This window comes from Streptomyces sp. NPDC002868 (assembly GCF_055563295.1).
Genome location: NZ_JBVHDR010000007.1, coordinates 224,680 through 250,594 on the forward strand (window position 1 = coordinate 224,680; position 25,915 = coordinate 250,594).

A 25,915-nucleotide genomic window follows, 5' to 3' on the forward strand; every position below is an offset into this window, starting at 1 on the left:
CCCACCCTTCTCCGCACACCTTCCGCACAGTGCTTCCCGTCCTTGCCCTGTGCTGGCTGGCCGTCTTCTTCGACGGCATGGACGTCAACATCTACGGCGCCGTCATGCCGCACATGCTCGACGACCCAGGACTCGGCCTGACGCCGTCGAGCGCGGGCACCATCGGCAGCTGGACCACCTTCGGCATGCTCATCGGCGCACTCACCGCCGGGAACATCACCGACTGGCTCGGCCGCCGCCCCATGCTGGTCGGCAGCGTCACCGTGTTTTCCCTCGGGTCCGCGCTCTGTGCGACGGCCGGGTCTCCGGCGCTCTTCGGGGCCGGCCGGTTCGTCGCCGGGCTCGGGCTCGGCGGGCTCATGCCGCTGTGTCTGGCCATGGTGATGGAGTTCGCGCCTCCGCGCCGCGCCGCGCTGACCACCGGCCTGCTGATGACCTCGTACCACGCGGGCGGCATGGTGGCCACGGCCCTCGGCCTGACGCTGGCGCCGTCCGCCGGCTGGCGCTGGGTGTTCTGGGCAGGTGTGCTTCCCGCGGTGATCGCCGTGCCGCTCCTGCTGAGACTGCTTCCCGAATCGCCGGGCGTCCTGCTCGCGCGCGGCGACCAGGCGAAGGCGGACGCCGTCGCCGACCGCTACGGCTGCCCCGGCCCACCCTGGTCGAGGCACCGGCTGCCGGGGCCAAGGGGCGGTTCGACGCGGTACTCGCCCTCTTCAGGCCCGAGGCGCGCTGGGCGACCCCGCTGCTGTGGATCGCGTCCTTCTGCGGTCTGCTCCTCGTCTACGGCGTGAGCACCTGGCTGCCGCAGATGATTCGCGCCTCCGGCTACGGCTTGTCCTCCTCCGTCAGCTTCCTGCTGGTCATCAACGCGGGCGGCATTGTGGGCATGCTTATCGCGGGCCGCACCGCCGACCGCTTCGGCGCGGTCAGGGTCTCGGCCATCTGGTTCGTCCTCACCGCGGTCGGCGCATTGTTGCTGAAGGGGCACCTGCCGCTGGCGGCGACGTATGTCGTGGTCGCTGTCACCGGCATCTGGCTGTTCAGTGCCCAGGTGATGGTCTACGCGGCCACCAACACCGTCTACCGGGGCAGCGAACGCGTCGCCGGGCTCGGCTGGGTGACCGGCGTCGGCCGGACCGGCGCGATCGTCGGCCCCTGGCTGGGGGGCGTCTTCGCGGCGGGCGGCAACGAGAGCTGGGGGTTCACGACGTTCGCCCTGACGGGACTGCTCGGCGCCACCGCCATCGCCTTCGTCCCACTCGCGGCCCGGCTCGGCGGACGCCGAAGCACCTCTGCCGGGGCCTCTACGGTGAGCGCGTCGCCCGCCACCCGCCGGTGAGGCTCACCCCGGGAGCGGCAACCCCGTGTAGTTCTCCGCCAGTTCGGCCGCGGCGTGCGGCGAGGCCGCCACGCGGTCGAGCTGGGCGAGCTGCAGACGGGTCTCGAACGCGGACTGGGCCGGATCGGTATGCAGCATCGTGGTCATGAAGTACGAGAAGTGCTCGGCCCGCCAGACGCGGCGCAGGCACGTGTCGGAGTAGGCGTCGAGCAGTTCGGTAGAGCCGGCGTCCCGCCCGTGGATCAGCGCCCGGGCGAGGACGATCACATCGGCGGCGGCCAGGTTGAGACCCTTGGCACCGGTCGGCGGGACGATGTGCGCCGCGTCGCCCGCCAGGAACACCCTCCCGTACCGCATCGGCTCGGTCACATGGCTGCGCATCGGCAGGACCGCCTTGCCGGTGACCGGGCCACGCTCCAGCTTCCAGCCGGGATCGGCGTCGGTGGCGAAGCGGGCGTCCAGCTCGTCCCAGATCCGCTCGTCAGGCCAGTCGGCCGGGTCGGTGCCGCCCGGGACCTGCAGGTAGAGCCGGCTGACGGACGGGGAGCGCATGCTCGCCAGCGCGAAGCCGCGCCCGGAATGCGCGTAGATCAACTCGTCGTACACGGGCGGGGCTTCGGCGAGGATGCCCAGCCACGAGTACGGATAGACCCGCTCGTACGTCGTCCGTACGGACTCGGGGACGGCGCCTTTGGCCACACCGTGGAAGCCGTCGCATCCGACGACGTAATCACAGGTCAGAGTCTGCTCGCGGCCTTCGTGTACGTACCGGACGGAGGGCCTGTCGGTGTCGGCCCCGTCCACGCCCCGCACTTCGGCGTCGAACAGCAGCGGGCCGCCGTCGGCGAGCTGGAGCGCTATGAGGTCCTTGACCACCTCGGTCTGCGCGTAGACCATCACGCTCCGGCCGCCGGTGAGGGCGGGGAAGTCGATGCGGTGGGAGCGGCGGTCGAAGCGCAGCTCGATGCCGTCATGGGGCATGCCCTCGCGGTCCATGCGCTCCCCGGCGCCCGCGGCGCGCAGCGCGTCGACGGTGGCCTGTTCCAGGATGCCGGCCCGCTGCCGCCGCTCGACGTAGCCGCGGTCGCGGCGCTCCAGGACCACGCTGTCGATACCGGCGTTGTGCAGCAGCCGGGCCAGCAGCAGGCCCGCGGGGCCGCCGCCGATGATGCCGACGGTGGTGTGCATCAGTGTTCCTCCAGGTGCGTCGGCAGGGTGGTGACTCGGCCGCGGTGCCGGACCGGACCGGTGCGAACGGACCGGCGTCGTCCGGGTCTTGGCATTACCTCTCCAGTACGAGAGCCAGGCCCTGCCCGACGCCGATGCACAGCGCCGCGAGGCCTGTCCCGGAGCCCGCTCCGGCGAGCTGGTGGGCGACGGCGCCGGTGATCCGGGCGCCCGAGGCGCCGAGCGGATGGCCGATGGCGATGGCGCCACCGCGCGGGTTGACGATCTCCGGGTCGAGTCCGGGCCACTGGCTCAGACAGGCGAGCGCCTGGGCGGCGAAGGCCTCATTGAGTTCGACGGTGTGCAGCCCGCCGAGGCCGCGCCCGGCCTTCTTCAGCGCGCGCTGTACGGCTTCCACCGGTCCCGCGCCGAAGTACTGGGGCTCGATGCCGGTGACGGCCGAGGCGCCGATCCGCGCAAGCGGCTCGCGGCCGGTGGCGCGCAGCCCGTCCTCGTCCACGAGCAGGAGGGCTGCGGCGCCGTCGTTGAGCGGGGACGAGTTGCCCGCCGTGACCGTGCCGTGTGCCCGGAACACGGGCTTCAGCTTGGCCAGCGCCTCTGGTGAAGTGGCGTCTCTGATGCACTCGTCGCGGGCCAGTTCCACGCCGTCGACGGGGACGACCTCGCCGTCGTACAGTCCTTCCTGCCAGGCGCGTGCCGCCTTCCGGTGGCTGGCCAGCGCGAAGGCGTCCTGCGCCGCGCGGTCGATTCCGTAGCGCTCGGCGACCAGTTCGGCGCCCTCGCCGAGGGGGACCGTCCACTCCTCGGGCATGCGCGGGTTGACCATCCGCCAGCCGAGGGTGGTCGAGTACATCTGCTGATGCCCGGCGGGGAAGCCGCGTCCGGGCTTCTGCACCACCCAGGGGGAGCGGCTCATCGACTCGACGCCGCCCGCGACGGCGATGGATGCGTCGCCGACCGCGATGGCGCGGGCCGCCTGGATCACGGCCTCCATGCCGGAGCCGCAGAGCCGGTTGACGGTGCTGCCCGGCACGGTGACGGGCAGCCCGGCGAGCAGCACGGCCATGCGGGCGACATCGCGGTTGTCCTCGCCCGCGCCGTTGGAGTTGCCGAAGAAGACGTCGTCGATCCGGCCCGGGTCGAGGTCGGGCGTACGGGAGACGAGCGCACCCAGCACACCGGCGGCGAGGTCGTCGGGGCGCACACCGGACAGGGCTCCGCCGTACTTGCCGATCGGCGTACGGACGGCGTCGACGACGTAGACGTCACGCAGGCGGCCGGTCATGTCAGCTCCTTGCACGGGTGGTGTCGGTCAGCGGTGCGGCTGTCTTTCGCCGTACGTCGTCCGGGGTGACTCCGGGAGCCGTCTCGACGAGTACCAGTCCCGCGTCGGTGATGTCGAGGACGCCGAGGTCGGTGATGACGCGGTGCACGCACGCGGTGCCGGTCAGCGGGAGGGTGCACTCCTGGACGATCTTCGGGGAGCCGTCCTTGGCCACATGGTCGGTGAGGACGATCACCCGGCGGGCGCCGTGGACCAGATCCATCGCCCCTCCCATACCCTTGATCATCTTTCCGGGGACGGACCAGTTGGCCAGATCGCCGGTGGCGGACACCTGCATCGCGCCCAGGATCGCTGCGTCGATATGGCCGCCGCGGATCATGCCGAAGGAGAGCGCGGAGTCGAAGTATGCGGAGCCGGGCAGGACGGTGACGGTCTCCTTGCCCGCGTTGATCAGGTCCGGGTCGACCTCGTCCTCGTAGGGGTACGGGCCGACGCCCAGGATGCCGTTCTCCGAGTGGAGCACCACATCCACGCCGGGAGGCAGGAAGCCCGGTACCCGGGTGGGCAGCCCGATCCCGAGGTTGACGTAGGAGCCGTCGGTCAGTTCGGCGGCCGCGCGGGCGGCCATCTGGTCGCGCGTCCAGGCCATCAGGTTCGCACCGTCTTCTTCTCGATGTCCTTGGCCGCGGCCTGTTCGGGGGTGAGCGCCACCACGTGCTGGACGAAGACGCCGGGCAACTGGACGGCGTCCGGGTCCAGCTCGCCGGGCTCGACCAGCTCCTCGACCTCTGCGATCGTGATCCGCCCGGCCATCGCGGCGAGCGGGTTGAAGTTGCGGGCGGCCTTGTTGAAGACGAGGTTGCCGTGCCGGTCGCCCCTGGCCGCCCTTACGAGCGCGAAGTCGGTGGTGATGCCGTACTCCAGGACATGCTCGCGCCCGCCGAAGACGCGGATCTCCTTGGCCGGGGATGACAGGGCCACGGCGGCTGTCCCGGCCTCCGGCCGGGAGGAGCCGCCGGGGGTGTAGCGCCAGGGCAGTCCGCCGTCGGCGACCTGGGTGCCGACACCGGCCGGGGTGTAGAAGGCGGGTATGCCGCAGCCTCCCGCGCGCAGCCGTTCGGCGAGCGTGCCCTGGGGCACCAGCTCGACCTCCAGCTCGCCACCGAGGTACTGGCGGGCGAACTCCTTGTTCTCGCCGATGTACGAACAGGTGACGCGGGCGATCCGGCCCTCGGCGAGCAGGACGCCGAGCCCTGCGCCGTCCACGCCGCAGTTGTTGGAGACCACGCTCAGTCCGCCGACACCCAGCGCGTGCACCGCCTCGATCAGTGTGCTCGGCACTCCGCTGAGGCCGAAGCCGCCGACGGCGAGCGACGCATGGTCCGCGATGTCACCGACTGCCTCGGCCGCGCTCTGTTTGACTTTGTCCATGAAGGGATTCCTTGTCGCACACCGACGGGGGTACGGAGTCGTTCCGTTTGTTCGTCAGATGAACTAGAGTTCATTAACTGCCGCCCTGAGTGTGCGTTCACCCGCCACGTGTGTCAACGCCCATGCTGTGCGAGTACCGCGAGATCCGTACCGGAGAGCCGATGACAGCCATGACGTCGACCGATGCCTCGCCGCCGGCCGAGGCCGTCGGCCCGCTGATGCGCGGGATCGCCGTACTGCGTGAAATCAGCGACGCGGGCGGCCGGACGAGCCTCAGCGACCTCGTCCGCACGACCGGCCTCGCCCGCTCCACGGTGGACCGCATCGCCGCCACCTTCGCGCGCATGGGGTACCTCCGGCTGGACAGCCACTCCGCCGCCCTCACCCCACGCCTGATGGAACTGGGCAACGCCTATCTGGCAAGCCTCCAGCTGCCCCGGCTGCTCGGCCCGCTCGCCGAACAGCTCGCAGAGGAACTCGACGAGTCGGTGTCGCTGGCCGTGCCCGACGGCGACGGCATCCGCTTCGTGCACCAGACCACCCGCCGCCGAGCGATGTCGCTCACCTTCCGCATCGGCGACCTGCTGCCCGCCGAACGCACCGCGCCAGGGCCGCTGTTCGCGGCCGGCTGGAGTGAGCAGGAGTGGGCACGGTGGCGCGAGCGCCGGGCGGCCGACCCCGAGGACCGCGGCTTTCCCGCCGTACCGCCGCGGACCGCAACCGACGGCGGCCCCGGCCTGGAAGAGCGTGCTGCCCGGGCGGGCAAGCAGGGCTGGGCCCTGGACGACCAGTTGATCGAGCCCGGCCTGATCGCACTCGCCGTGCCCGTGCACAGCCCTGACGGCCAGGTCGTATGCGCCGTGAGCGCGGTCAGCCACACCAGCCGGCACAGCGTCGGCTCACTGCGGCAGTCACTGCTGCCCCGGGTGCGCAAGGCCGTGGCCGCCATGGAACGGGAGCTGCGGCAGGCCCGCCCCGCACCGTCGGCGCCCCCGGCGGGACTCGCATCCTGGACCACCGCCTCCAAGCAGGAGCTCGGCGCGGAGTTCGTGGAGTCCCTGGCCCGTGGCCTGACCGTACTGACCGCTTTCGGCGAAGGCAGGCCGGAACTGTCGCTCACCGCCGTCGCCGAGGCCACCGGACTCGCCAGAGCCACCGCCCGGCGCGCCCTCATCACCCTCGAACACCTCGGCTACGTCGCCTCATGGGACCGGACCTTCCGTCTCACCCCACAGGTACTGGCGCTCGGCTGTCCGCCGCTGTCCCGTACGACACTCCCCGCCATCGCCACACCGCATCTGGCCGCGCTGGTCCAGTCAGTGCATGATTCCGCGTCCCTGGCGGTGCTCACCGGCGACGACATCCAGTACACGGCGCGCGTCGCCACAGGCCGCATCATGAGCGTCAACATCACGATCGGTACCCGCTTCCCCGCCTACGCGGCCTCGATGGGGCGGGTGCTGCTGGCGGACCTGCCGCCCAAGGACCGGGCCGCCTGGCTGGCCCGTACAGAACTGCGGGCCCTGACCCCGCACACGGTCACCGCCCCGGCGGAGCTCGCCACGCTCCTGGACCGTGTGGGGCAGGAGGGATACGCCCTGGTCGACGAGGAACTGGAGGAGGGGCTGTGCTCCCTCGCCGTACCGGTGCGCGACCGTGCGGGGCGGGCGGTGGCCGCCGTCAACGTCGCCATGCACAGCAGCCGGCGCACCGCCGCGCAGTGTCTGACCGAGGTGCTCCCGGAGCTGCGGGCCACGGCCGCGAGGATCGAGGCCGACCTCCATGTCGCCGGTCGCTTCACGCATATCCCGTCTGCCTGATGTCCAGGAACGAACATGACGTCCAGGAACGAACCTGATGTCCGGGAACGAAGACGGGACCGCCCCGGCCGGGCGTGATGCCGACCGGGGCGGAACAGTACAGGTACAGGTGCGGAAGGAGGGCGGTCGTCTGCACCCTCCCCCTTCCTCAGCTGTCGCGTCAGCCGAGGGTCGCGATGGCCTGGTTGAAGGTCGTCGACGGGCGCATGACGGCCGAGGCCTTCGACGCGTCGGGCTGGTAGTAGCCGCCGATGTCGGCCGGTGAGCCCTGCACCGCGAGCAGCTCGTCGAGGATCGTCTGCTCCTGCTCGGTCAGCGACTTGGCGAGGGCGGCGAACGCCTCCGCGAGCTGTGCATCCTCGGTCTGCTTCGCCAGCTCCTGCGCCCAGTAGAGCGCCAGGTAGAAGTGGCTGCCGCGGTTGTCGATGCCACCTACTCGGCGGCTGGGCGACTTGTTCTCATTGAGGAAGCTGCCGGTCGCGCGGTCGAGCGTGTCGGCGAGAACCTGAGCGCGCGCGTTGCCCGTGGTCTGCGCGAGGTGCTCGAAGCTGACCGCGAGCGCGAGGAACTCGCCCAGGCTGTCCCAGCGCAGGTAGTTCTCCTTGACGAGCTGCTGGACGTGCTTGGGCGCGGAGCCGCCTGCGCCGGTCTCGAACAGTCCGCCACCATTCATGAGCGGGACGACCGAGAGCATCTTCGCGCTCGTGCCGAGCTCGAGGATCGGGAACAGGTCGGTCAGGTAGTCGCGCAGCACGTTGCCGGTGACCGAGATCGTGTCCTCGCCCCGGCGGATGCGCTCCAGGGAGAAGGCGGTCGCTTCGACCGGCGACATGATCTCGATCTGCAGGCCCTCGGTGTCGTGCTCGGCGAGGTAGGTCTTGACCTTCTCGATGAGGGTCGCGTCGTGCGCGCGGCCCTCGTCCAGCCAGAACACCGCCGGCTCGCCGGTCGCGCGGGCGCGGGTGACGGCGAGCTTGACCCAGTCCTGGATCGGCAGGTCCTTGGTCTGGCACATGCGGAAGATGTCGCCGGCGCCCACCACCTGCTCGAGCACGACGTTGCCGCCCTCGTCGACGACCCGCACCGCACCCGGGGCAGGGATCTCGAAGGTCTTGTCGTGGCTGCCGTACTCCTCGGCCTTCTGCGCCATGAGGCCGACGTTGGGCACCGAGCCCATCGTCGACGGGTCGAAGGCGCCGTTCGCGCGGCAGTCGTCGATGACGACCTGGTAGATCCCGGCGTAGCTGCTGTCGGGGAGGACCGCGAGAGTGTCGGCCTCATTGCCGTCCGGGCCCCACATGTGACCGGAGGTGCGGATCATGGCCGGCATGGAGGCGTCGACGATGACATCGCTCGGTACGTGCAGGTTGGTGATGCCGCGGTCGGAGTCGACCATCGCCAGTGCGGGGCCGTCGGCGATCTCGGCCTCGAAGGACGCCTTGATCTCCGCGCCCTCGGGCAGCGGCTCCAGGCCCTTGAGGATGGCGCCGAGTCCGTCGTTCGGGCTCAGGCCGGCGGCGGCGAGCGCCTCGCCGTGCTCGGCGAACGTCTTGGGGAAGAAGGTCCGCACCACGTGGCCGAAGATGATCGGGTCGGAGACCTTCATCATCGTGGCCTTCAAGTGCACCGAGAACAGCACTCCCTCGGCCTTGGCGCGTGCGACCTGCTTGTCAAGGAACGCGCGCAGGGCCGCCACGCGCATGACGGACGCGTCCACGACCTCGCCCGCGAGCACGGGAACCGACTCACGCAGGACGGTGGTGCTGCCGTCGTCCCCCGCGAGCTCGATGCGCAGCGAGCCGGCCTCGGCGATGACCGCGGACTTCTCGGTGGAGCGGAAGTCGTCGGCGTCCATGTGCGAGACGTTCGTCTTCGAGTCGGACACCCACGCGCCCATCTTGTGCGGGTGCGCCTTGGCATAGTTCTTCACCGACGCCGGCGCACGGCGGTCGGAGTTGCCCTCGCGCAGCACCGGGTTGACGGCACTGCCCTTGATCTTGTCGTAGCGCGCACGGACGTCCCGGTCCTCGTCGGACTTCGGGTCGTCCGGGTAGTCCGGCAGCGCATAGCCCTGCTGCTGCAGCTCAGCGATCGCAGCCTTCAGCTGCGGAATCGAAGCCGAGATGTTCGGCAGCTTGATGATGTTCGCCCCGGGAGTCCTGGCCAGCTCGCCGAGCTCAGCCAGTGCGTCATCGATGCGCTGGCTCTCCTCAAGACGCTCAGGGAAGCTGGCGATGATCCGCCCCGCCAGAGAGATGTCACGGGTCTCGACACTGACCCCGGCGGTCGAGGCGTACGCCTGGACGACAGGCAGGAACGAATGCGTCGCCAGGGCGGGCGCCTCGTCAGTGTGTGTATAGATGATGGTCGAGTCAGTCACCGGGTGCTCCGCTCCACGTCTGCAACATTGCTCGACATCAAGATATCTCGTGACCCACCCCCTCTGGACAGGGCCCTGCCCCACCGTGGCGGGCGGCACGGAGGTCGGACCGTCCCGTGGTGGCGTGGATGCCGGCGGGATGACTGGCTTAGCCCGGTCTTTCGCCATTCAGTAGCATTTGCAGGGATTTATCGAGCCGAACCTGCCTGGTCTCCGGCGTGAGCGCCGGATGTCGGGCCGACGACGGCCACAGCTGCGCGAGCGGGACCCTGGAGGGAGACGATGGGGGAGGCAGAGCCACGCAAGCCGAGCCGCGGGCTCGGGTCGGCGCCCTGACACCGCAGGGTGGCGGCGCGTGCAGTGAGGAGGGCCTGGGATGTGTGCAGCCGAGTCCTTCCGGGGCGGTCCCGACACGGTGAGCGTCGCTCCGACCGCGTCTGGTGGCCTCCTCGATGTGCTGAGCGTGGCGGCCGTTCTCCTCGATGCCGAGGGCAGGATCGATCTCTGGAGCCCGCAGGCCGAGGACCTGTTCGGCTACAGCGCCGAGGAGGCCCTCGGCGAGTTCGCGGGCCACTTGCTGATCCATGAGGAGCACCAGGAGGCCGTCCTGAACCTCTTTGCCCACGTCATGGAAGGCGGCGGCAGCTGGGCCGGAGTCTTCCCCGTCCGGCACAAGGACGGCAGCACCCGGCTGGTGGAGTTCCGCAACATGCGGCTGCAGGACGACCAGGGGGACCACTACGCCCTGGGTCTGGCCGCGGATCAGGCAACGCTACGGCAGGTCGAACGGGACCTGGCACTGTCCGCCCGACTGGTGTCCCAGTCGCCGATCGGACTGGGTGTACTGGACACCGACCTTCGGTACGTCTCGGTCAACCCGGCGGAGGAGCGGATGAACGGCGTGCCTGCCGCCGAGCATGTGGGCCGGCACGTCCATGAGGTGCTGCCCTTCTTGGACGAGTCCTTCGAAGCGACGATGCGCAAGGTTTTGGCTACTGGCACCCCGGTCTCTGACCAGTACACCGTCGGCCGCACCCCCGCCGACCCGGACAACGAGCATGCCTGGTCGATCTCGTTTCACCGGCTCGAAGCTCCCAACGGAAAGGTGCTGGGGGTGGTGACCTCCAGCGTGGACGTCACCGAGCGGCACCGCGCCGTCCAGCAGCAACGCCGCATCGTTCTCACCCTCCAGCGCAGCCTGCTGCCTCACCCGCCACCGCAACGGCCGGGGCTGGTTGTCGCGTCCCGGTACCTGCCCGCCCAGGCAGCCAGCGAGATCGGCGGCGACTGGTTCGACGTCATTGCGCTCGGCGGCGACAAGACCGCCCTCGTCGTCGGAGACGTCATGGGCAGCGGCGTCAGCGCCGCCGCCACCATGGGCCAGCTCCGCACCGCCACCCGCACCCTGGCCGGCCTCGACCTCGACCCCGTCCAGGTTCTCCAGCACCTCGACCACATCACCGAGGACCTGGAGCAGGACACCATCGCCACCTGCGTCTACGCCGTCTACGACCCGCACGGCGCGCAGTGCCGCATCTCCCTCGCCGGCCACCTGCCCCCAGCCCTTCTTCGCCTTGACGGAAAGCACGAACTGCTCGAGCTGCCCACCGGAACCCCGCTGGGCGTCGGCGAGGGGGACTTCCACACCACCACGCTCGCCCTGCACCCGGGCGACCAGCTCGTCCTGTACACCGATGGGCTGGTCGAGAGGCGCGACCGGCCCATCGACGCATGCCTGGACAACCTGCTCGCCCTCCTGGACGACCCCCACCGCTCCCTGGACGAAACCTGCGAGCTGCTCCTGCACACCCTGCGCCACCCCGGCGACCACGACGACGTCGCGCTGCTCATCGCGCGAGTCCTGCCCTCCGCGCTCAGCCGCAGGCCCCGGTCGGAAGACGCGTAGGAGTTTCTCGATCAGTGCCGGCGCCGGCCGCTGGGGGCCGTACGGCTTCCAAGTCCTGGGCGACACTGGGCGGGTGATTGTCGAACGCGCGTATGCGCATCTCTCCTCGTACGACGACAACGCCTGGCCTTGGTCGGTGCCGTGCGTCCGGCAGCTGCTCGACGAAGGGCTGCGCTTCACCGCGCCGGTGACCTTTCTGGTCGGTGAGAACGGCTCGGGGAAGTCGACTTTGGTCGAGGCGCTGGCGGAGGGGTTCGGTCTGGACTCCTACGGCGGCTCCCACGACTGGCGCTACGCCTCCCCGCGTGGCAAGTCGGCGCTCGGCGAGCGGATGAGGTTCGACGCGGCCGCGCGCGGGCGCCGCATGGTAACCAGCTGGTCGGCCCGCAAGGGCTTCTTCCTGCGGGCCGAGACCGCCCTGGACGCCCTGGGCAGGGAGGGGTTCTCGCCGGACTCGGTCAGCCATGGTGAGGGCTTTCTCGCGGCGTTCCGGGGGAAGTTCCTCCACGCCGGGCTCTATGTCCTGGACGAGCCGGAGGCAGCGCTCTCGTTCTCCTCGTGCCTCGAACTGATCGGGCACATCGACCGGTTGACCAAGGAGGGCGGCCAGGTCATCTGTGCCACGCACTCCCCGCTGCTGACCGCCCTGCCGGGCGCGGACATCATCGAGGTCGGCGAGCACGGCATGCGGAGGGTCGCCTGGCGGGAGCTCGGTGTCGTGGACCACTGGCGCCGCTACCTCGCCGACCCGCACGCCTATCTGCGGCACATTGTCGAGCCGTAGGCGTGTGACTGAGCGCTTCAGTTGGCAGGGTTCGCCGAGCGAAGCGCTCAGCTTCAAAAGGCGGGGTGTGGCCGTCTGCGAGGCGACTCGCCGTGTCGAGCGGCTCGGACGAAGTGGACCCCGGCGGCGACATCCGCCGGGGTCCGCGAGAGCCTCGGTCAGGTGCCGACGTAGGCCGCAAGGTGTTCGCCGGTGAGGGTGGAGCGGGCGGCGACGAGGTCGGCGGGTGTGCCCTCGAAGACGATCCGGCCGCCGTCGTGGCCGGCGCCGGGGCCGAGGTCGATGATCCAGTCGGCGTGCGCCATGACCGCCTGGTGGTGCTCGACGACGATGACCGACTTGCCGGAGTCGACGAGCCGGTCGAGCAGGCCGAGCAGCTGCTCGACGTCGGCGAGATGCAGGCCGGCGGTCGGCTCGTCCAGGACGTAGACGCCGCCCTTCTCGGCCATGTGGGTGGCCAGCTTGAGCCGCTGCCGCTCGCCGCCGGACAGCGTGGTGAGCGGCTGGCCGAGGCTGAGGTAGCCGAGCCCGACGTCGGCGAGCCGGCCGAGAATGCGCTGCGCGGCAGGCGTGCTCGCCTCGCCGGAGCCGAAGAACTCCTCCGCCTCGGTCACCGGCATCGCGAGCACCTCGCTGATGTCGCGGCCGCCGAGGTGGTACTCGAGCACCGCTGCCTGGAACCGCTTCCCCTCGCACTCCTCGCAGGTGGTGGCGACGCCGGCCATCATCGCCAGGTCGGTGTAGATGACGCCGGCGCCGTTGCAATTGGGGCAGGCGCCCTCGGAGTTGGCGCTGAACAGCGCCGGCTTCACGCCGTTGACCTTCGCGAACGCCTTGCGGATCGGGTCGAGCAGTCCGGTGTACGTCGCCGGGTTGCTGCGCCGCGAGCCCTTGATCGCTGCCTGGTCGACCGAGACCACACCCTCGCCGGCGGGGATCGACCCGTGCACGAGCGAGCTCTTGCCGGAGCCGGCGACGCCGGTGACGACGGCAAGCACCCCGAGCGGGATGCCGACGTCGACGCCCTGCAGGTTGTGCGTCGTCGCGCCCCGGATCTCCAGGGTGCCGGTGGGTTTCCGCACCGTCTCCTTGAGGGCTGCCCGGTCGTCGAAATGGCGGCCGGTGATGGTGCCGCCGGCCCGCAGCCCCTCGACGGTGCCCTCGAAGCAGACGGTGCCGCCCGCCGTACCGGCGCCGGGGCCGAGGTCGACGACGTGGTCGGCGATCGCGATCGTCTCCGGCTTGTGCTCCACGACGAGCACCGTGTTGCCCTTGTCCCGCAGCCGCAGCAGCAGGTCGTTCATCCGCTGGATGTCATGGGGGTGCAGGCCGATGGTGGGCTCGTCGAAGATGTAGGTGACGTCGGTGAGCGAGGAGCCGAGGTGGCGGATCATCTTGACGCGCTGCGCCTCGCCGCCCGACAGCGTGCCCGACGGCCGGTCGAGCGCGAGGTACCCGAGGCCGATCTCCACGAACGAGTCGAGGGCCTGCTGCAGCGCGGTGAGCAGCGGCGCCACCGACGGCTCGTCGAGGCCGCGGACCCATTCGGCCAGGTCGCTGATCTGCATCGCGCAGGCGTCGGCGATGCTGATCCGCTTGATCTTCGACGACCGGGCTCCCTCGCTGAGCCGGGTGCCGTCGCACTCGGGGCAGGTGGTGAAGGTGACCGCCCGGTCCACGAACGCCCGGATGTGCGGCTGCATCGCCTCCTTGTCCTTGGAGAGCATCGACTTCTGGAGCTTGGGGATCAGCCCCTCGTAGGTGAGGTTGACGCCCTCGACCTTCACCTTGGTCGGCTCCCGGTAGAGGAAGTCCTGCATCTCTTTCTCGGTGAACTTGCCGATCGGCTTGTTCGGGTCGAGGAGGCCCGACTCGGCGTAGACCCGCACGGTCCAGAAGCTGTCGGACTTCCAGCCGGGGATGGTGAACGCACCCTCGGCGATCGACTTGGAGTCGTCGTAGAGCTGGGTGAGGTCGATGTCGGAGACCGTGCCCCGGCCCTCGCACCGCGTACACATGCCGCCGGTGCGGGTGAAGGTCGCTTTCACCGCCTTCTTGGCACCGCGCTCGACGGTGATCGCACCGCTCGCCCGGACCGAGGGGACGTTGAAGGCGTACGCCCCGGGCGGGCCGATGTGCGGTTTGCCGAGTCGGCTGAAGAGGATGCGCAGCATCGCGTTGGCGTCGGTGGCGGTGCCGACTGTGGAGCGGGGGTCGGCGCCCATCCGCTGCTGGTCGACCGTGATCGCGGTGGTCAGCCCTTCGAGTACGTCGACCTCGGGCCGCGCCAGCGTCGGCATGAAGCCCTGCACGAAGGCGCTGTAGGTCTCGTTGATCATCCGCTGCGACTCCGCGGCGATCGTGTTGAACACCAGCGAGCTCTTGCCCGAGCCGGAGACGCCGGTGAACACCGTCAGCCGACGCTTCGGGATCTCGATGCTGACGTCCTTGAGGTTGTTCTCGCGCGCGCCGTGCACGCGGATCAGTTCGTGGCTGTCGGCAGCGTGCAGCGCAGGCGACTGCGTGTCCGTCCTCGTGGCCATGCTCATCGTGTCTCCATCTGTTGGGCGGGGCCGCCTTCGCGGTCTCCGTCGGCGTCGCCTGGCTCGATCTGCCCAGCTGCGGGCAGTACGTCTGGTTCTACTTCGTCGGCGCGGTCGCGGCAACGGTCCGCTGTCCACCTGATCGGCGGTGCCGGCCGGGGTGGCGCGACGTCCGTCCGGGCTGACGCCGGCCGGGGTCGCGCTCGGCGCCACAACCAAGGCATCCACCCCGCTTCGGCCCGTGGCGCCTCCGGGCCTCGGCCACGCGGCGCGCCCGGCCGAGGCGTCAGACCAACCAGCGGCCGGCGCACATCAGTTCGCGGTCGGGCGGGCGGCGCAGATGGCGCCCGATCGTCGGCGATCGTCGACCCTTCGGCCGTGCACAGCGCCCTGTCGACGTCGGTGAAGTGGTCGAGGAAGTGGCCGCCGAGCCGCTCGGCCGGCGCGTGGGCCTCCTGCACCGCTTCGGGCGGCCCCTCGCCCACCTGCCACCGCCCGCCCTCCCGCTCGATCCCGGCCGGCATCTCCGCGGGCGTCTTCGCCGATACGACCGCGGTGAACGCGGGCCGGGACCCTACCGCAGGCGGTTCCTACCGCGGGCGGTTCCTACCGCTTGCGGGGCTGGGTGAAGCGGAGCATGTTGCCGGCCGGGTCGCGGAAGGCGCAGTCGCGGACGCCGTACGGCTGGTCGATCGGCTCCTGCAACACCTCCCCGCCGGCGGCCCGGATGCGTTCGAAGGTGGCGTCGCAGTCGTCGGTGGAGAAAATCACGCCGCGCAGCATGCCCTTGGCCAGCAGTTCCGCCATCGCCTGCTTGTCGGCCGGCGAGGCGTTGGGGTCGGCGAGCGGCGGTTCGAGGACGATCTCCACGTCCGACTGCGCGGGTGAGCCAACGGTCACCCAGCGCATCCCCTCGAACGCGACGTCGTTGCGTACCTCCAGGCCAAGGACGTCGCGGTAGAAGGCGAGCGCCTTGTCATGGTCGTCGACTGCGATGAAGCACTGTGCGAGCTTGATGTTCATGCCCTCGACGCTACGAGGCGGCGGCGGATTCCGCTTCTCCGTTCCTGACCGGTCGTGTGAGGATCTTGGCGACGCACGCCGGGATCGCGGCGCCGGCCTCGTGGCGGCGGGCCCGGTAGGCGCTGGGGCTCTCGCCGACCAGCTCGGTGAAGCGCGAGCTGAACGACCCCAGCGAGGAGCATCCGACCGCGAAGCAGACCTCTGTCACGCTCATGTCGCCCCGCCGCAGCAGCGCCTTCGCCCGCTCGACACGGCGGGTCATCAGATAGCTGTAGGGCGTCTCCCCGAAGGCGGCGCGGAAGCTGCGGGAGAAATGCCCGGGCGACATGAGGGCGACGTTCGCCAGCGCCGGAACGTCCAGCGGCCGCGCGTAGTCGCGGTCCATCATGTCCCGGGCGCGGCGCAGCCGTACAAGGTCCTCCAGGGTCATGCGCACCAGCATCGCACGGCGGCGGTGGCCCGCCTCCGCGATCGGTGCCCCTGGGCCGTCGGGCGCACCATGATCTCGTGAGCCCCTGCTCGACCACGCCCACGGTGAGAGAGGTGACCGCTGGCCTGCGGGCCGCCCCCGACACAGCCAGGCCAACTCAAGCGCTCACGGGCCAACTCAGGAACTCGGTCACACCGGTGTGCCTGGGGGCCTGCCAGCTCCTGTGCGGCCGTTCGTGATCTGCTCCTTCTGCCGGATGAGCAGCACGGCGGGGATCAGGACCAGGACCATCGGCGTCGGCTCGACGACGACGGTGCCGACGGCGCTCCACACGGCCAGGCCCCAGCCGACGGACGACGGCACCCGCACGCCCTGCCGGCCGAGGCACGAGACGAGCAGGCCGAGCAGCAGCAGCGGTACGGCGAAGCTCCCGATCGAGATCCAGAACGCGCCGCCCGCGCCGCGCGGCTCGATGAACTCCTCGCGCGGCAGGCCCCACAGGGCACCGCTGAACCAGGCGTCGAGGTGCCCGGTGTTCTGCGCGCCGAGGACGAGAAGGTGCAGGGCACCCAGAAAGACCAGGATGCGCCCCGCGCGTACGGCTGTGTTCCCCACGACGACCCCCATGCAGCTTTCGAGACTGTTAGTTTCGGAACTAGGATTATCGTAATCTGGTGGCTATGGCAACCACGGGACGACCACGGGACGCGCGGGTGGACGCGGCGATCCTCGACGCCACGCGCGAGCTCCTCGCCCGGGACGGCTACGCCGGGCTGACGATGGACGCGGTGGCCGAGCGGGCGGGGATCGGCAAGGCGGCGATCTACCGGCGCCATGCGACCAAGCAGGAGATGGTGTTCGCTGCGGCGATCCATGAACCGGAGCTGCCGGGCAGACCCGACACGGGCAGTCTCGCCAGGGACCTCACGGCGCTCGTCCAGGAGATCGTGGACCATCTGACCAGCCCGGCGGCCTCTGCGGCGGTGCTCGGCCTCCTGGCGGACCTGGGGCCCGACAGCGCCCTGGGAGTCCGTTTCCGGGAGCGGTTCGTCACCCGCGAGCTCGCCGACATCGAGAGCCTGCTCGACCGCGCAGTCGCCCGCGGCGAACTGCCGCCCCCGCCGTCCCGTCCGGACGCCCCGACCGTCCACGCCCTGGTGACCGGCCCGGTCTTCGCCCTGCTGTACCTCCAGCGCACCCCGCCGGACGGCCTGTCCGAGCGCCTGGGCCCACTGATCGCGACAGCCCTTACCGCCGCCCAGGCGTCGCCCGGCTCCTAGCCGGACACCCCTTGGGGCCCCACGGGCGCGGCAAGCCCCTGCGGCCCCGTCACGCCCGGGACGGAGACGACCTCCCAGGACCGCAGGATGCAGACCGCGGGCCGACCGCCGGGCCACAGGCCGAGTCACGCCGAGACGCAGGCCTCGAGCCGCCGCCGACGCCGCAAGATGAGGGGCGCAGGCGGAGCCTTCACGGAAGCGCGGTCAGAACCAACCAACCCGGCCTCACCCGGGAGGCGCTCAGCCCACGACCCGCTGCAACATGACTCAAACCAGTTCGGGCTGCGGTTCGCGTCGCGGTTCCGGCAGATGCGCCGACGCGGCCTCCCGTTCCCACAGCTTGGTCGTCCGTACGTAGCCGTAGAGCACTGAGGTCATCGCCAGACTGAGCAGCGGCCCGAACACCCACGGATGTTCGGCCATCTCCATTGACAGATAGCGATACGACGCCAAGAGCGCAACGAAGACCGCGGCGCCGTAGACGACCAGCTGAATTCCCGGCCGGTCCCAGCCGCGGCCGAGCGAGCGAAGCCCCGTCTCGATCGTGAGCGTGAACACCACGCCGGCGACGATGTCCGCGCCGTAGTGGTAGCCGAAGCCCAGCGTCGCGCCGAGCGTTGCGATCAGCCAGAACGCGCCTACGAATTGCAGAGCCCGCGGGCCCTTGCGGGAATGAATGAAGATCGCGGTAGCCCACGCCGTGTGCAGGCTGGGCATGCAGTTGCGCGGAGTGATCTCGTCGAAGGGCATCGGGTGCGGGGTACTGACCGGCGGCGGCGTGTCCGGCCACAGGTTGGCCACCGCCCAGTGCCCCCCGTCGGCGCCGTAGGCGAAGATCGGTCCGACCACCGGGAAGATCATGTAGATGCCCGGCCCGAGCAGGCCGATGACCAGAAACGTGCGCACCAGATGATGGCCCGGGAAGCGGCGCTCGACCGCCACGTTGCGCAGCTGGTACAGCGCGACGACGACCGCGGCCACCGCGAGCTGAACGTAGACCCAGTCGAGAACGTGGAAGCCGACCGTGCCGGTGGCCGCGACAATCCGGCCTACCAGCCACGACGGGTTGCCCAACGCGTGATCGGCGGTCGCCACATACTGGTCGAGCACCGCCGGGCGGGTCTTCGACGTGATCAGCAGCCAGGTGTAGCCGGTCTTGCGGCCGGCCACCAGCAGCAGGGCCAGTCCGACGCCTTTCAGCAGCAGGACACGCTCCCGGCCGGTGCGGCGCGTGACGGCGATGACGGCACAGGCCAAAGTCACCCACAACGCGCCGTTGCCGAACATCATCTCGGCGTCGACAGCCCACCGCACGAGCGAGAAGACGACGTCGATGCCGATCGCGGCGCCGACCGCGATGAACCGCTGCCGCCAGGTGAGCACCACCATCATCAACGCCATACTGGCGTACAACACCGTCCCCGATTTGGGGGCGAATATCACCTCTCGCGCCTGGTCGGTGATCGGCCCCGGCTCGCCGTACCGACGCGCGGCAATCTCCAGTGCAATGAGGAATCCGAGGGCCACCGCACTGACCGCGCCCCACAGCATGACGCGTGGTTGACGCCATGCAGCCAACCGAAGGCCGCCGTCTATTCGCGAAAGCACTCGCGTTACCGCAGATATCAATTTTTCAGCCGATTTGTCATATTTCAACGTGATCGTTTCGAGCTCGAACATGCTAGCGGAGCGGGTGGGTTGCGCTGATCACGGGTACGTCGAATACGTCAAATACGGCGATCGGCCCCCCCTTTGCCCGCGGCCACGGCGGACATGAAACGCCGCGGGCCCCGGATTGGGGCGGCGCGGGCGGCTCGGTGGGATTGCATAAATCTACGGATCTGCGTATAGTCATGCCGTCGACGAGGAGGGTTCGATGGCGGTACGAGCAGCAGTGGCAGGAGCGAGCGGCTACGCAGGTGGGGACCTGCTCCGGCTGCTCCTTGCCCACCCCGGCGTCGAGATCGGCGCCCTCACCGGCAGCTCCAATGCCGGGCAGCGCCTCGGCGGCCTGCAGCCCCATCTGATGCCGCTTGCCGACCGGGTGCTCCAGCCGACCACCGCCGAGGTGCTCGCCGGGCACGACGTCGTCTTTCTCGCCCTCCCGCACGGGCAGTCCGCCGCTGTCGCCGAGCAGCTCGGCGACGAGGTGCTCGTCGTCGACATGGGGGCCGACTTCCGGCTGAAGGACGCCGCCGACTGGGAGGCGTTCTACGGCTCGCCGCACGCCGGGACCTGGCCCTACGGCCTCCCCGAACTGCCGGGTGCCCGTGCCGCCCTGGCGGGGGCCAAGCGCATCGCGGTGCCCGGCTGCTATCCCACCGCCGTCTCGCTCGCGCTCTTCCCCGCATACGCGGACGGGCTCGCCGAGCCCGAGGCCGTCATCACCGCCGCGTCCGGCACCTCCGGCGCGGGCAAGGCGCCCAAGCCGCATCTGCTCGGCTCCGAGGTCATGGGCTCCATGACCCCCTACGGCGTCGGCGGCGGCCACCGGCACACCCCCGAGATGATCCAGAACCTCAGCGCGGCGGCGGGGGAGCGGGTCAGCGTCTCCTTCACGCCGACCCTCGCGCCGATGCCCCGGGGCATCCTCGCCACGTGCAGCGCGAAGGCGAAGAAGGGCGTGACGGCCGATTCCGTACGGGCCGCGTACGAGAAGGCCTTCCAGGACGAGCCGTTCATCTGCCTGCTGCCCGAAGGACGGTGGCCCTCCACCGCGTCCGTGTACGGATCCAATGCCGTCCACATCCAGATCGCGTACGACGAGGCAGCCGGCCGCATCATCGCGATCAGCGCCATCGACAACCTCACCAAGGGCACCGCAGGCGGCGCGGTGCAGAGCATGAACCTCGCCCTCGGGCTCCCCGAGGACACCGGACTTTCCACGACTGGAGTCGCTCCGTGAGCGACGCACGCGCAGCCGCCGGGCTGCAGACAACCCCGAAAGCCGCGCCGCTGCTCCCCCTGCCTTCGGCGGGCGGTACCCCCGGCGCGGGCGGAGAAGCGATCAAGGAGATGCAGTGAGCGTCACGGCAGCCAAGGGATTCTCGGCGGCGGGCATCGCCGCCGGGATCAAGGAGAACGGCAATCCGGACCTGGCCCTCGTGGTCAACAACGGTCCGCGCCGCGCCGCCGCGGGCGTCTTCACCTCCAACCGTGTCAAGGCCGCCCCCGTCCTCTGGTCCGAGCAGGTCCTGCGCGGCGGCGAAGTCACCGCCGTCGTCCTCAACTCCGGCGGCGCCAACGCCTGTACGGGCCCCAAGGGCTTCCAGGACACCCACGCCACCGCAGAGAAGGCCGCCGAGGTCCTGGCCGGGCACAGCGCCGGCGAGGTCGCCGTCGCGTCGACCGGGCTCATCGGCGTACTGCTGCCCATGGACAAGCTGCTGCCCGGCATCGAGCAGGCCGCCGCCGAACTCTCCCCGCACGGCGGTGAGAAGGCCGCCATCGCCATCAAGACCACCGACTCCGTGCACAAGACCGCCGTCGTCGACGGCGAGGGCTGGACCGTCGGCGGGATGGCCAAGGGCGCGGGCATGCTCGCCCCCGGCCTCGCCACCATGCTCGTCGTCCTCACCACCGACGCCGACGTGGAAGCCGCGACCCTCGACAAGGCCCTGCGCGACGCCACCCGGCTGACCTTCGACCGCATCGACTCCGACGGCTGCATGTCCACCAACGACACCGTGCTGCTGCTCGCCTCCGGAGCCAGCGAGATCACGCCCCGGTACGAGGAGTTCGCCGAGGCCGTCAAGAGCGTCTGCGACGATCTCGCCCGCCAGCTGATCGGCGATGCCGAAGGCGCGTCCAAGGACATCCGCATCGAGGTGATCAACGCCGCGACCGAGGACGACGCCGTCGAGGTGGGCCGCTCCATCGCCCGTAACAACCTCCTCAAGTGCGCCATCCACGGCGAGGACCCCAACTGGGGCCGGGTGCTGTCCGCCATCGGCACCACGAAGGCCGTCTTCGAGCCCGACCGGCTCAACGTCGCCATCAACGACGTATGGGTCTGCAAGAACGGCGGCGTAGGTGAGGACCGTGAGCTCGTCGATATGCGCTACCGCGAGGTGAAGATCACCGCCGACCTCGCCGCCGGGTCCGAGTCCGCCGTCATCTGGGCCAACGACCTCACCGCCGACTACGTCCACGAGAACAGCGCGTACTCCTCCTGAGGACTCATGAGCACTCGTAAGCACACCGCACTGCCCAAAGCCCAGATCCTCATCGAGGCGCTGCCCTGGCTGACCCGGCACAACGGCAAGACTGTCGTCATCAAATTCGGCGGCAACGCCATGATCGACGAGGACCTCAAGGCGGCCTTCGCCCAGGACGTCGTCTTCCTGCGCCAGGCCGGGCTCAAGCCGGTCGTCGTGCACGGAGGCGGCCCGCAGATCAGCGCCCAGCTCGACAAGCAGGGCCTGGTCAGCGAGTTCAAGGCGGGCCTGCGGGTCACCACGCCCGAAGCCATGGACGTCGTAAGGATGGTGCTGGCCGGCCAGGTCCAGCGCGAGCTCGTCGGGCTGCTCAACCAGCACGGTCCGCTCGCCGTCGGCATGACCGGCGAGGACGCCCACACCATCACTGCCACCAAGCATCAGCCGCAGATCGACGGCGAACTGGTCGACATCGGCAGGGTCGGCGAGATCACCAAGATCGACACGGGTGCCATCGAGGCACTGCTGGACGACGGCCGTATCCCGGTCATCTCCTCCATCGCCCGCTCCGCCGACGACCACCACGTCTACAACGTCAACGCCGACACCGCCGCGGCCGCGCTCGCCGCCGCGCTTGGCGCCGAGACGCTGATGGTGCTCACCGATGTGGAGGGGCTCTATGAGGACTGGCCGAGCAGCGACGAGGTGATCAGCAGGCTCACCGCGAGCCAGCTGGAGAAGCTGCTGCCCGACCTCTCCAGCGGCATGGTCCCCAAGATGGAGGGGTGCCTGTTCGCCGTACGCAACGGGGTCAACACCGCCCGCGTGCTCGACGGCCGCGTCCCGCACTCGATCCTGCTGGAGATCTTCACCGACGAGGGCATCGGCACGATGGTCGTGCCCGACGGACAGGGGGAATCATGAGTAACCAGGAATTCGCGCAGCGCTGGCAGGGCGTGATGACCGACAACTACGGCACGCCGAAGCTGTCGCTCGTCCGCGGCGAGGGCGCCAAGGTCTGGGACGCGGACGGCGTCGAGTACACCGACTTCGTCGGCGGCATCGCCGTGAACGCGCTGGGCCACGCCCACCCCGCCGTCGTCGAGGCCGTCTCCCGGCAGATCGCCTCCCTCGGCCATGTCTCCAACCTCTACGTCGCCGAGCCGCCCGTCGCACTGGCGGAGCGCCTCATCCAGCTCTTCGGCCGCCCCGGACGCGTCTTCTTCTGCAACTCGGGTGCCGAGGCCAACGAAGCCGCCTTCAAGATCGGCCGGTTGACGGGCCGTAAGCACATGGTCGCCACCGTCGGCGGCTTTCACGGCCGCACCATGGGGTCGCTGGCGCTCACCGGCCAGCCGGGAAAGCAGGAGCCGTTCCTGCCGCTGCCCGGGGACGTCACGCACGTCGAGTACGGAGACGCCGAAGCGCTGCGGGCCGTGGTCACAGAAGAGACCGCGCTTGTGATCATCGAACCGATCCAGGGCGAGAACGGTGTGGTCGTCCCGCCCAAGGGCTATCTGGAGGCCGCCCGGGAGATCACCCGGGCCACCGGCACGCTGCTTGTGCTCGACGAGGTCCAGACGGGCATCGGCCGGACGGGACACTGGTTCGAGCACCAGGCCCACCAGGGCGTCGAGCCCGATCTGGTCACGCTCGCCAAGGGGCTCGGCGGCGGGCTCCCCATCGGCGCGACCATCGCCTTCGGCGAGGCCGCCGAGCTGCTGAAGCCCGGCCAGCACGGCACCACCTTCGGTGGGAACCCGGTCGCCTGCGCCGCCGGACTCGCCGTACTCGACACCCTCGCGGCCGGTGGAACCCTCGACGAGGTCAAGCGCCTCGGCGAGAAACTGCGGGACGGAATCGAATCCCTGGGCCACCCGCTGGTCTCCCATGTCCGTGGCGCGGGCCTGCTGCTGGGTATCGTGCTCACCGAGCCCCTCGCGCCCCAGGCGCAGCAGGCGGCTCAGAGCGCCGGCTTCCTGGTGAACGCGCCTGCCCCCGATGTCGTACGGCTGATGCCTCCACTGGTCATCGGCGAGGCCGAGGTGGACGCGTTCCTCGGGGCCCTGCCCGGCGTTCTCGACGCAGCAAGCGGGGATGGACGATCCGGAGAATGAGACGACGATGACCGAGGCGCAGGACACCGAGCACGGCGGGCCCGCCGTTCCGCAGACCCGTACGGCCCGCCACCGCCGGATCGTGGACATCCTCAACCGGCAGCCGGTGCGCTCGCAGAGCCAGCTCGCCAAGCTCCTCGCGGACAACGGACTGAGCGTCACCCAGGCGACGCTCTCCCGCGACCTCGACGAGCTGGGCGCGGTGAAGATCCGCAACACCGGCGGCGAGCTGATCTACGCCGTGCCCAGCGAGGGCGGCTTCCGCACCCCGCATGCCCCGCTCGGCGAGTCGGCGAAGGAGGAGCGCATGCGTCGCCTCTCCGGCGAACTGCTGATCTCGGCCGAGGCATCGGCCAACCTCGTGGTGCTGCGTACGCCGCCGGGCGCTGCCCAGTTCCTCGCCTCGGCCATCGACCAGGCCGAACTGCACGACATCCTCGGCACCATCGCGGGCGACGACACGCTCCTGCTCATCAGCCGCGACCCGGTCGGCGGCCAGGCGCTCGCGGACCATCTGCTGCGCCTGGCCCAGAACGACCGCTGAGGCCGTCGGCGGTCCGGTCGTCAGGCAGTCAACTTCGCGGTGTGGCGGGCGAATCCGCTGGTCCGCCAGGTGCTGCCGTCGGCATTGACCGCAAAGCCCTCGGTATCGGGCAGTTCCTCCAGCCAGTCGCGGGCCCGCCCGCCCATGGCGTATGCGGCGGTCGCCCGGGCGTCCGCGTGGGTCAGCCCCGGGCAGACGACGGTCATCGACGCCAGGACCTCGGCGGGTGGCCGGCGCGTGTGCGGATCGAGAATGTGGCAGCCGCGCTCGGCCGGGCCCGATGTGGCGACGGCGAGGCCCTCGTCGGCCTCGATCACCGTGACGAGCCCGCCCGGGTGCAGCGGGTCACTGACGCCCACCCGCCAGGGGCCGCCGTACAGCTGGATGTCGCCGCCTCCGTTGAGGCAGACCGAATCCGCACCGGACGAGGCGAGCATGCGGACCGCGCACTCCACCGCCCAGCCCTTGACCAGACCGGTCGGATCCAGCTCGCCGGCGTACCGGGCGGTGAACCAGCCGTCGCTCTCGCGCTCCGCGTCCGCGCACAGATCGAGTACTTCGGCGACCTCGGTGACACAGTCTCCGAGCGAGAGTTCGCCGCGGGCGAGCCGGCTGAGCTGGCTGCCACGACGGTACGTCGAGAAGGTCTCGTCCACGCGGTGCAGACCGGCCACGGCGGCGGCGAGTCCGGCGCGCACCCTGGGAGAGTCGCTGCTGTCGGCGATACGGATGTCGAACGAGAAGACCGTGCCCATGGAGTGCTCGACATGGCGCACGCGCTCCGGGCCGCCGGGCATCACAGACCCGCCTTGTCGAGCGCGCTCTGCAGGGACTTGATGTAGCCCTCGCTGGTGTAGCTGGCCCCGGAGACCGCGTCGATCTGCGCGCTCTGTGCCCTGACCGCTGCCTGGTTCAGTTTGGGCACAGCGTTGGCGGCGATCTGCCGGCTGTTGGCGTCGGAGTCGGGTGCCTTGACGGCGTCGGCCGCGGTGACCTTGCCGCCGCTGACCGTGATCCGGACCTGCACCGGGCCGTACTGGGTGTCGGCCACGTCGCCGAGGACGGTCTTCGCCGCCGGGGCGCCACCGGAGCCGGAGCCCGAGCCCGAGCCGGAGTCCGAGCCCGAGGCCGCACCGGAACCCGAGTCCCCTCCGGGCTGCGTCCCTGCTCCGGGTTGTGCCCCGGCCTGCGCGCCGGACCCGTCGCTGCCGGAATCCCCGGCACCGGAGCCCACCGCCCCGGCGGCCCCGGCCTTGTCGAGTGCGCTCTGCAGGGACTTGATGTAGCCCTCGCTGGTGTAGCTGGCCCCGGAGACCGCGTCGATCTGTGCGCTCTGCGCCGTCAGCACGGCCTGGTTGAGCTTGGGGATCGCGTCGGCGGCGATCTCCCGGCTGTTGGCGTCGGCGCTGGGCGCCTTCACCGCCTGCGCCCCGGTGATTCTGCCGCCGCTGAGGGTGAGCTGGACCTGGACGTCGCCGTACTGCGTGCCGGCGACGTCACCGAGCACCGTCTGTCCCCCCGCGGCCACGGCGCCGTTCCCGGCGGACGCCGAGCCGGCGGGCGGCACCTGAGAGCCTGCCTGCGACGACGCCTCGGCCACGGTGTTGCCCGGCTGCTTCAGTGCGAGCAGCAGGACGACACTGGACGCGGTGGCGGCGACGCCGATCATGATCCGGCGAAGCGGATGT

23 protein-coding genes and 2 pseudogenes are annotated in these 25,915 nt (G+C 70.4%); 13 read left to right on the forward strand and 12 right to left on the reverse strand.

The window, feature by feature from the left end:
- Positions 1-113: 113 nt before the first annotated feature.
- The 3 genes and pseudogenes from ACZ3H8_RS22405 to ACZ3H8_RS22415 all read left to right on the forward strand — a co-directional run.
- A pseudogene (locus ACZ3H8_RS22405) lies at positions 114-575 on the forward strand (MFS transporter); the annotation flags it as partial.
- 80 nt (positions 576-655) lie between these two features.
- A pseudogene (locus ACZ3H8_RS22410) lies at positions 656-769 on the forward strand (hypothetical protein); the annotation flags it as partial.
- Between the two features lie 18 nt (positions 770-787).
- The gene (locus ACZ3H8_RS22415; RefSeq protein WP_467404797.1) at positions 788-1,339 is read left to right on the forward strand and encodes an MFS transporter; all 552 of its coding nucleotides are present in this window, start codon (positions 788-790) and stop codon (positions 1,337-1,339) included.
- Between the two features lie 3 nt (positions 1,340-1,342).
- On the opposite strand, the gene ACZ3H8_RS22420 is transcribed toward ACZ3H8_RS22415, so the two are convergent.
- From ACZ3H8_RS22420 to ACZ3H8_RS22435, 4 genes are all read right to left on the reverse strand, one after another.
- Positions 1,343-2,527 carry a 4-hydroxybenzoate 3-monooxygenase gene (locus tag ACZ3H8_RS22420; RefSeq protein WP_467404434.1) on the reverse strand — a complete coding sequence of 395 codons (1,185 nt, stop codon included), beginning with the start codon at positions 2,525-2,527 and terminating at the stop codon, positions 1,343-1,345.
- A gap of 94 nt (positions 2,528-2,621) precedes the next feature.
- Positions 2,622-3,812, reverse strand: coding sequence for a thiolase family protein (locus ACZ3H8_RS22425; RefSeq protein ID WP_467404436.1), 1,191 nt, complete (start codon positions 3,810-3,812; stop codon positions 2,622-2,624).
- 1 nt (position 3,813) lies between these two features.
- On the reverse strand, positions 3,814-4,461 hold the full coding sequence (locus tag ACZ3H8_RS22430; protein ID WP_467404439.1) for a CoA transferase subunit B: 648 nt from the start codon (positions 4,459-4,461) through the stop codon (positions 3,814-3,816).
- A complete protein-coding gene (locus ACZ3H8_RS22435; protein ID WP_467404441.1) occupies positions 4,461-5,243 on the reverse strand; it encodes a CoA transferase subunit A in 783 nt (260 codons plus the stop codon). Before ACZ3H8_RS22435 ends, ACZ3H8_RS22430 begins: the two co-directional genes overlap by 1 nt.
- A 161-nt stretch (positions 5,244-5,404) precedes the next feature.
- On the opposite strand from ACZ3H8_RS22435, the gene ACZ3H8_RS22440 reads away from it, so the two are divergent.
- On the forward strand, positions 5,405-7,063 hold the full coding sequence (locus ACZ3H8_RS22440) for an IclR family transcriptional regulator domain-containing protein (protein ID WP_467404798.1): 1,659 nt from the start codon (positions 5,405-5,407) through the stop codon (positions 7,061-7,063).
- Positions 7,064-7,223: 160 nt separating this feature from the next.
- Here ACZ3H8_RS22440 and ACZ3H8_RS22445 read toward each other — a convergent pair whose 3' ends face one another.
- Positions 7,224-9,443, reverse strand: coding sequence for an NADP-dependent isocitrate dehydrogenase (locus ACZ3H8_RS22445; protein WP_467404443.1), 2,220 nt, complete (start codon positions 9,441-9,443; stop codon positions 7,224-7,226).
- 376 nt (positions 9,444-9,819) lie between these two features.
- On the opposite strand from ACZ3H8_RS22445, the gene ACZ3H8_RS22450 reads away from it, so the two are divergent.
- Both ACZ3H8_RS22450 and ACZ3H8_RS22455 read left to right on the forward strand, forming a co-directional pair.
- Complete coding sequence (locus ACZ3H8_RS22450; RefSeq protein ID WP_467404446.1) at positions 9,820-11,349, forward strand: PP2C family protein-serine/threonine phosphatase; 1,530 nt, start codon at positions 9,820-9,822, stop codon at positions 11,347-11,349.
- Positions 11,350-11,422: 73 nt separating this feature from the next.
- Positions 11,423-12,133, forward strand: a complete 711-nt coding sequence (locus ACZ3H8_RS22455) for an AAA family ATPase (RefSeq protein WP_467404449.1) — start codon at positions 11,423-11,425, stop codon at positions 12,131-12,133.
- Between the two features lie 158 nt (positions 12,134-12,291).
- On the opposite strand, the gene ACZ3H8_RS22460 is transcribed toward ACZ3H8_RS22455, so the two are convergent.
- From ACZ3H8_RS22460 to ACZ3H8_RS22475, 4 genes are all read right to left on the reverse strand, one after another.
- Positions 12,292-14,682 (reverse strand): ATP-binding cassette domain-containing protein, encoded by a 2,391-nt coding sequence (locus ACZ3H8_RS22460; RefSeq protein ID WP_467404451.1) that lies wholly within the window; start codon positions 14,680-14,682, stop codon positions 12,292-12,294.
- A 600-nt stretch (positions 14,683-15,282) separates the two neighbouring features.
- Entirely contained in the window at positions 15,283-15,699 is a 417-nt protein-coding gene (locus ACZ3H8_RS22465) for a VOC family protein (protein ID WP_467404453.1), read from the reverse strand.
- A 10-nt stretch (positions 15,700-15,709) separates the two neighbouring features.
- Positions 15,710-16,129 carry a helix-turn-helix domain-containing protein gene (locus ACZ3H8_RS22470; protein ID WP_467404456.1) on the reverse strand — a complete coding sequence of 140 codons (420 nt, stop codon included), beginning with the start codon at positions 16,127-16,129 and terminating at the stop codon, positions 15,710-15,712.
- A gap of 189 nt (positions 16,130-16,318) precedes the next feature.
- Positions 16,319-16,744, reverse strand: coding sequence for a DUF6463 family protein (locus ACZ3H8_RS22475; protein WP_467404458.1), 426 nt, complete (start codon positions 16,742-16,744; stop codon positions 16,319-16,321).
- Between the two features lie 65 nt (positions 16,745-16,809).
- On the opposite strand from ACZ3H8_RS22475, the gene ACZ3H8_RS22480 reads away from it, so the two are divergent.
- On the forward strand, positions 16,810-17,409 hold the full coding sequence (locus tag ACZ3H8_RS22480) for a TetR/AcrR family transcriptional regulator (protein ID WP_467404461.1): 600 nt from the start codon (positions 16,810-16,812) through the stop codon (positions 17,407-17,409).
- Positions 17,410-17,676: 267 nt separating this feature from the next.
- Here the strand turns inward: ACZ3H8_RS22480 and ACZ3H8_RS22485 are convergent, their stop codons facing one another.
- A complete protein-coding gene (locus ACZ3H8_RS22485; RefSeq protein WP_467404800.1) occupies positions 17,677-18,960 on the reverse strand; it encodes a phosphatase PAP2 family protein in 1,284 nt (427 codons plus the stop codon).
- A gap of 325 nt (positions 18,961-19,285) precedes the next feature.
- Here ACZ3H8_RS22485 and argC point away from each other — a divergent pair, with 325 nt between their 5' ends.
- Genes argC through ACZ3H8_RS22515 form a run of 6 tightly spaced genes read left to right on the forward strand, consistent with a single transcriptional unit; the run spans position 19,286 to position 24,227 of the window.
- Positions 19,286-20,314: an N-acetyl-gamma-glutamyl-phosphate reductase gene (argC, locus tag ACZ3H8_RS22490; protein ID WP_467404463.1), complete on the forward strand. Its 1,029-nt coding sequence runs from the start codon at positions 19,286-19,288 to the stop codon at positions 20,312-20,314.
- Positions 20,311-20,433, forward strand: coding sequence for a hypothetical protein (locus tag ACZ3H8_RS22495; RefSeq protein WP_467404465.1), 123 nt, complete (start codon positions 20,311-20,313; stop codon positions 20,431-20,433). Before argC ends, ACZ3H8_RS22495 begins: the two co-directional genes overlap by 4 nt.
- Positions 20,430-21,584 carry a bifunctional glutamate N-acetyltransferase/amino-acid acetyltransferase ArgJ gene (argJ, locus tag ACZ3H8_RS22500; RefSeq protein WP_467404468.1) on the forward strand — a complete coding sequence of 385 codons (1,155 nt, stop codon included), beginning with the start codon at positions 20,430-20,432 and terminating at the stop codon, positions 21,582-21,584. The genes ACZ3H8_RS22495 and argJ overlap by 4 nt, the downstream gene beginning before the upstream one ends.
- A gap of 6 nt (positions 21,585-21,590) precedes the next feature.
- Positions 21,591-22,490, forward strand: coding sequence for an acetylglutamate kinase (gene argB / locus ACZ3H8_RS22505; RefSeq protein WP_467404471.1), 900 nt, complete (start codon positions 21,591-21,593; stop codon positions 22,488-22,490).
- Positions 22,487-23,683 (forward strand): acetylornithine transaminase, encoded by a 1,197-nt coding sequence (locus ACZ3H8_RS22510; RefSeq protein ID WP_467404473.1) that lies wholly within the window; start codon positions 22,487-22,489, stop codon positions 23,681-23,683. The genes argB and ACZ3H8_RS22510 overlap by 4 nt, the downstream gene beginning before the upstream one ends.
- A 7-nt stretch (positions 23,684-23,690) precedes the next feature.
- Positions 23,691-24,227 carry an arginine repressor gene (locus ACZ3H8_RS22515; RefSeq protein WP_307664567.1) on the forward strand — a complete coding sequence of 179 codons (537 nt, stop codon included), beginning with the start codon at positions 23,691-23,693 and terminating at the stop codon, positions 24,225-24,227.
- 20 nt (positions 24,228-24,247) lie between these two features.
- On the opposite strand, the gene ACZ3H8_RS22520 is transcribed toward ACZ3H8_RS22515, so the two are convergent.
- The gene (locus ACZ3H8_RS22520; RefSeq protein WP_467404476.1) at positions 24,248-25,024 is read right to left on the reverse strand and encodes an FAD:protein FMN transferase; all 777 of its coding nucleotides are present in this window, start codon (positions 25,022-25,024) and stop codon (positions 24,248-24,250) included.
- A complete protein-coding gene (locus tag ACZ3H8_RS22525) occupies positions 25,024-25,896 on the reverse strand; it encodes an FMN-binding protein (RefSeq protein WP_467404479.1) in 873 nt (290 codons plus the stop codon). The genes ACZ3H8_RS22520 and ACZ3H8_RS22525 overlap by 1 nt, the downstream gene beginning before the upstream one ends.
- Positions 25,897-25,915 lie beyond the last annotated feature (19 nt).

What these genes read in the sequence shown, in the direction of transcription:
- ACZ3H8_RS22420 (WP_467404434.1), bottom strand. Translation starts at nt 2,527, where the DNA reads ATGCACACCACCGTCGGCATCATCGGCGGCGGCCCCGCGGGCCTGCTG.
- ACZ3H8_RS22425 (WP_467404436.1), bottom strand. Translation starts at nt 3,812, where the DNA reads ATGACCGGCCGCCTGCGTGACGTCTACGTCGTCGACGCCGTCCGTACG.
- ACZ3H8_RS22430 (WP_467404439.1), bottom strand. Translation starts at nt 4,461, where the DNA reads ATGGCCTGGACGCGCGACCAGATGGCCGCCCGCGCGGCCGCCGAACTG.
- ACZ3H8_RS22435 (WP_467404441.1), bottom strand. Translation starts at nt 5,243, where the DNA reads ATGGACAAAGTCAAACAGAGCGCGGCCGAGGCAGTCGGTGACATCGCG.
- ACZ3H8_RS22440 (WP_467404798.1), top strand. Translation starts at nt 5,405, where the DNA reads ATGACAGCCATGACGTCGACCGATGCCTCGCCGCCGGCCGAGGCCGTC.
- ACZ3H8_RS22450 (WP_467404446.1), top strand. Translation starts at nt 9,820, where the DNA reads ATGTGTGCAGCCGAGTCCTTCCGGGGCGGTCCCGACACGGTGAGCGTC.
- ACZ3H8_RS22460 (WP_467404451.1), bottom strand. Translation starts at nt 14,682, where the DNA reads ATGAGCATGGCCACGAGGACGGACACGCAGTCGCCTGCGCTGCACGCT.
- ACZ3H8_RS22465 (WP_467404453.1), bottom strand. Translation starts at nt 15,699, where the DNA reads ATGAACATCAAGCTCGCACAGTGCTTCATCGCAGTCGACGACCATGAC.
- ACZ3H8_RS22470 (WP_467404456.1), bottom strand. Translation starts at nt 16,129, where the DNA reads ATGACCCTGGAGGACCTTGTACGGCTGCGCCGCGCCCGGGACATGATG.
- ACZ3H8_RS22480 (WP_467404461.1), top strand. Translation starts at nt 16,810, where the DNA reads ATGGCAACCACGGGACGACCACGGGACGCGCGGGTGGACGCGGCGATC.
- ACZ3H8_RS22485 (WP_467404800.1), bottom strand. Translation starts at nt 18,960, where the DNA reads ATGCTGTGGGGCGCGGTCAGTGCGGTGGCCCTCGGATTCCTCATTGCA.
- argC (WP_467404463.1), top strand. Translation starts at nt 19,286, where the DNA reads ATGGCGGTACGAGCAGCAGTGGCAGGAGCGAGCGGCTACGCAGGTGGG.
- argB (WP_467404471.1), top strand. Translation starts at nt 21,591, where the DNA reads ATGAGCACTCGTAAGCACACCGCACTGCCCAAAGCCCAGATCCTCATC.
- ACZ3H8_RS22510 (WP_467404473.1), top strand. Translation starts at nt 22,487, where the DNA reads ATGAGTAACCAGGAATTCGCGCAGCGCTGGCAGGGCGTGATGACCGAC.
- ACZ3H8_RS22515 (WP_307664567.1), top strand. Translation starts at nt 23,691, where the DNA reads ATGACCGAGGCGCAGGACACCGAGCACGGCGGGCCCGCCGTTCCGCAG.
- ACZ3H8_RS22520 (WP_467404476.1), bottom strand. Translation starts at nt 25,024, where the DNA reads ATGCCCGGCGGCCCGGAGCGCGTGCGCCATGTCGAGCACTCCATGGGC.
- ACZ3H8_RS22525 (WP_467404479.1), bottom strand. Translation starts at nt 25,896, where the DNA reads ATGATCGGCGTCGCCGCCACCGCGTCCAGTGTCGTCCTGCTGCTCGCA.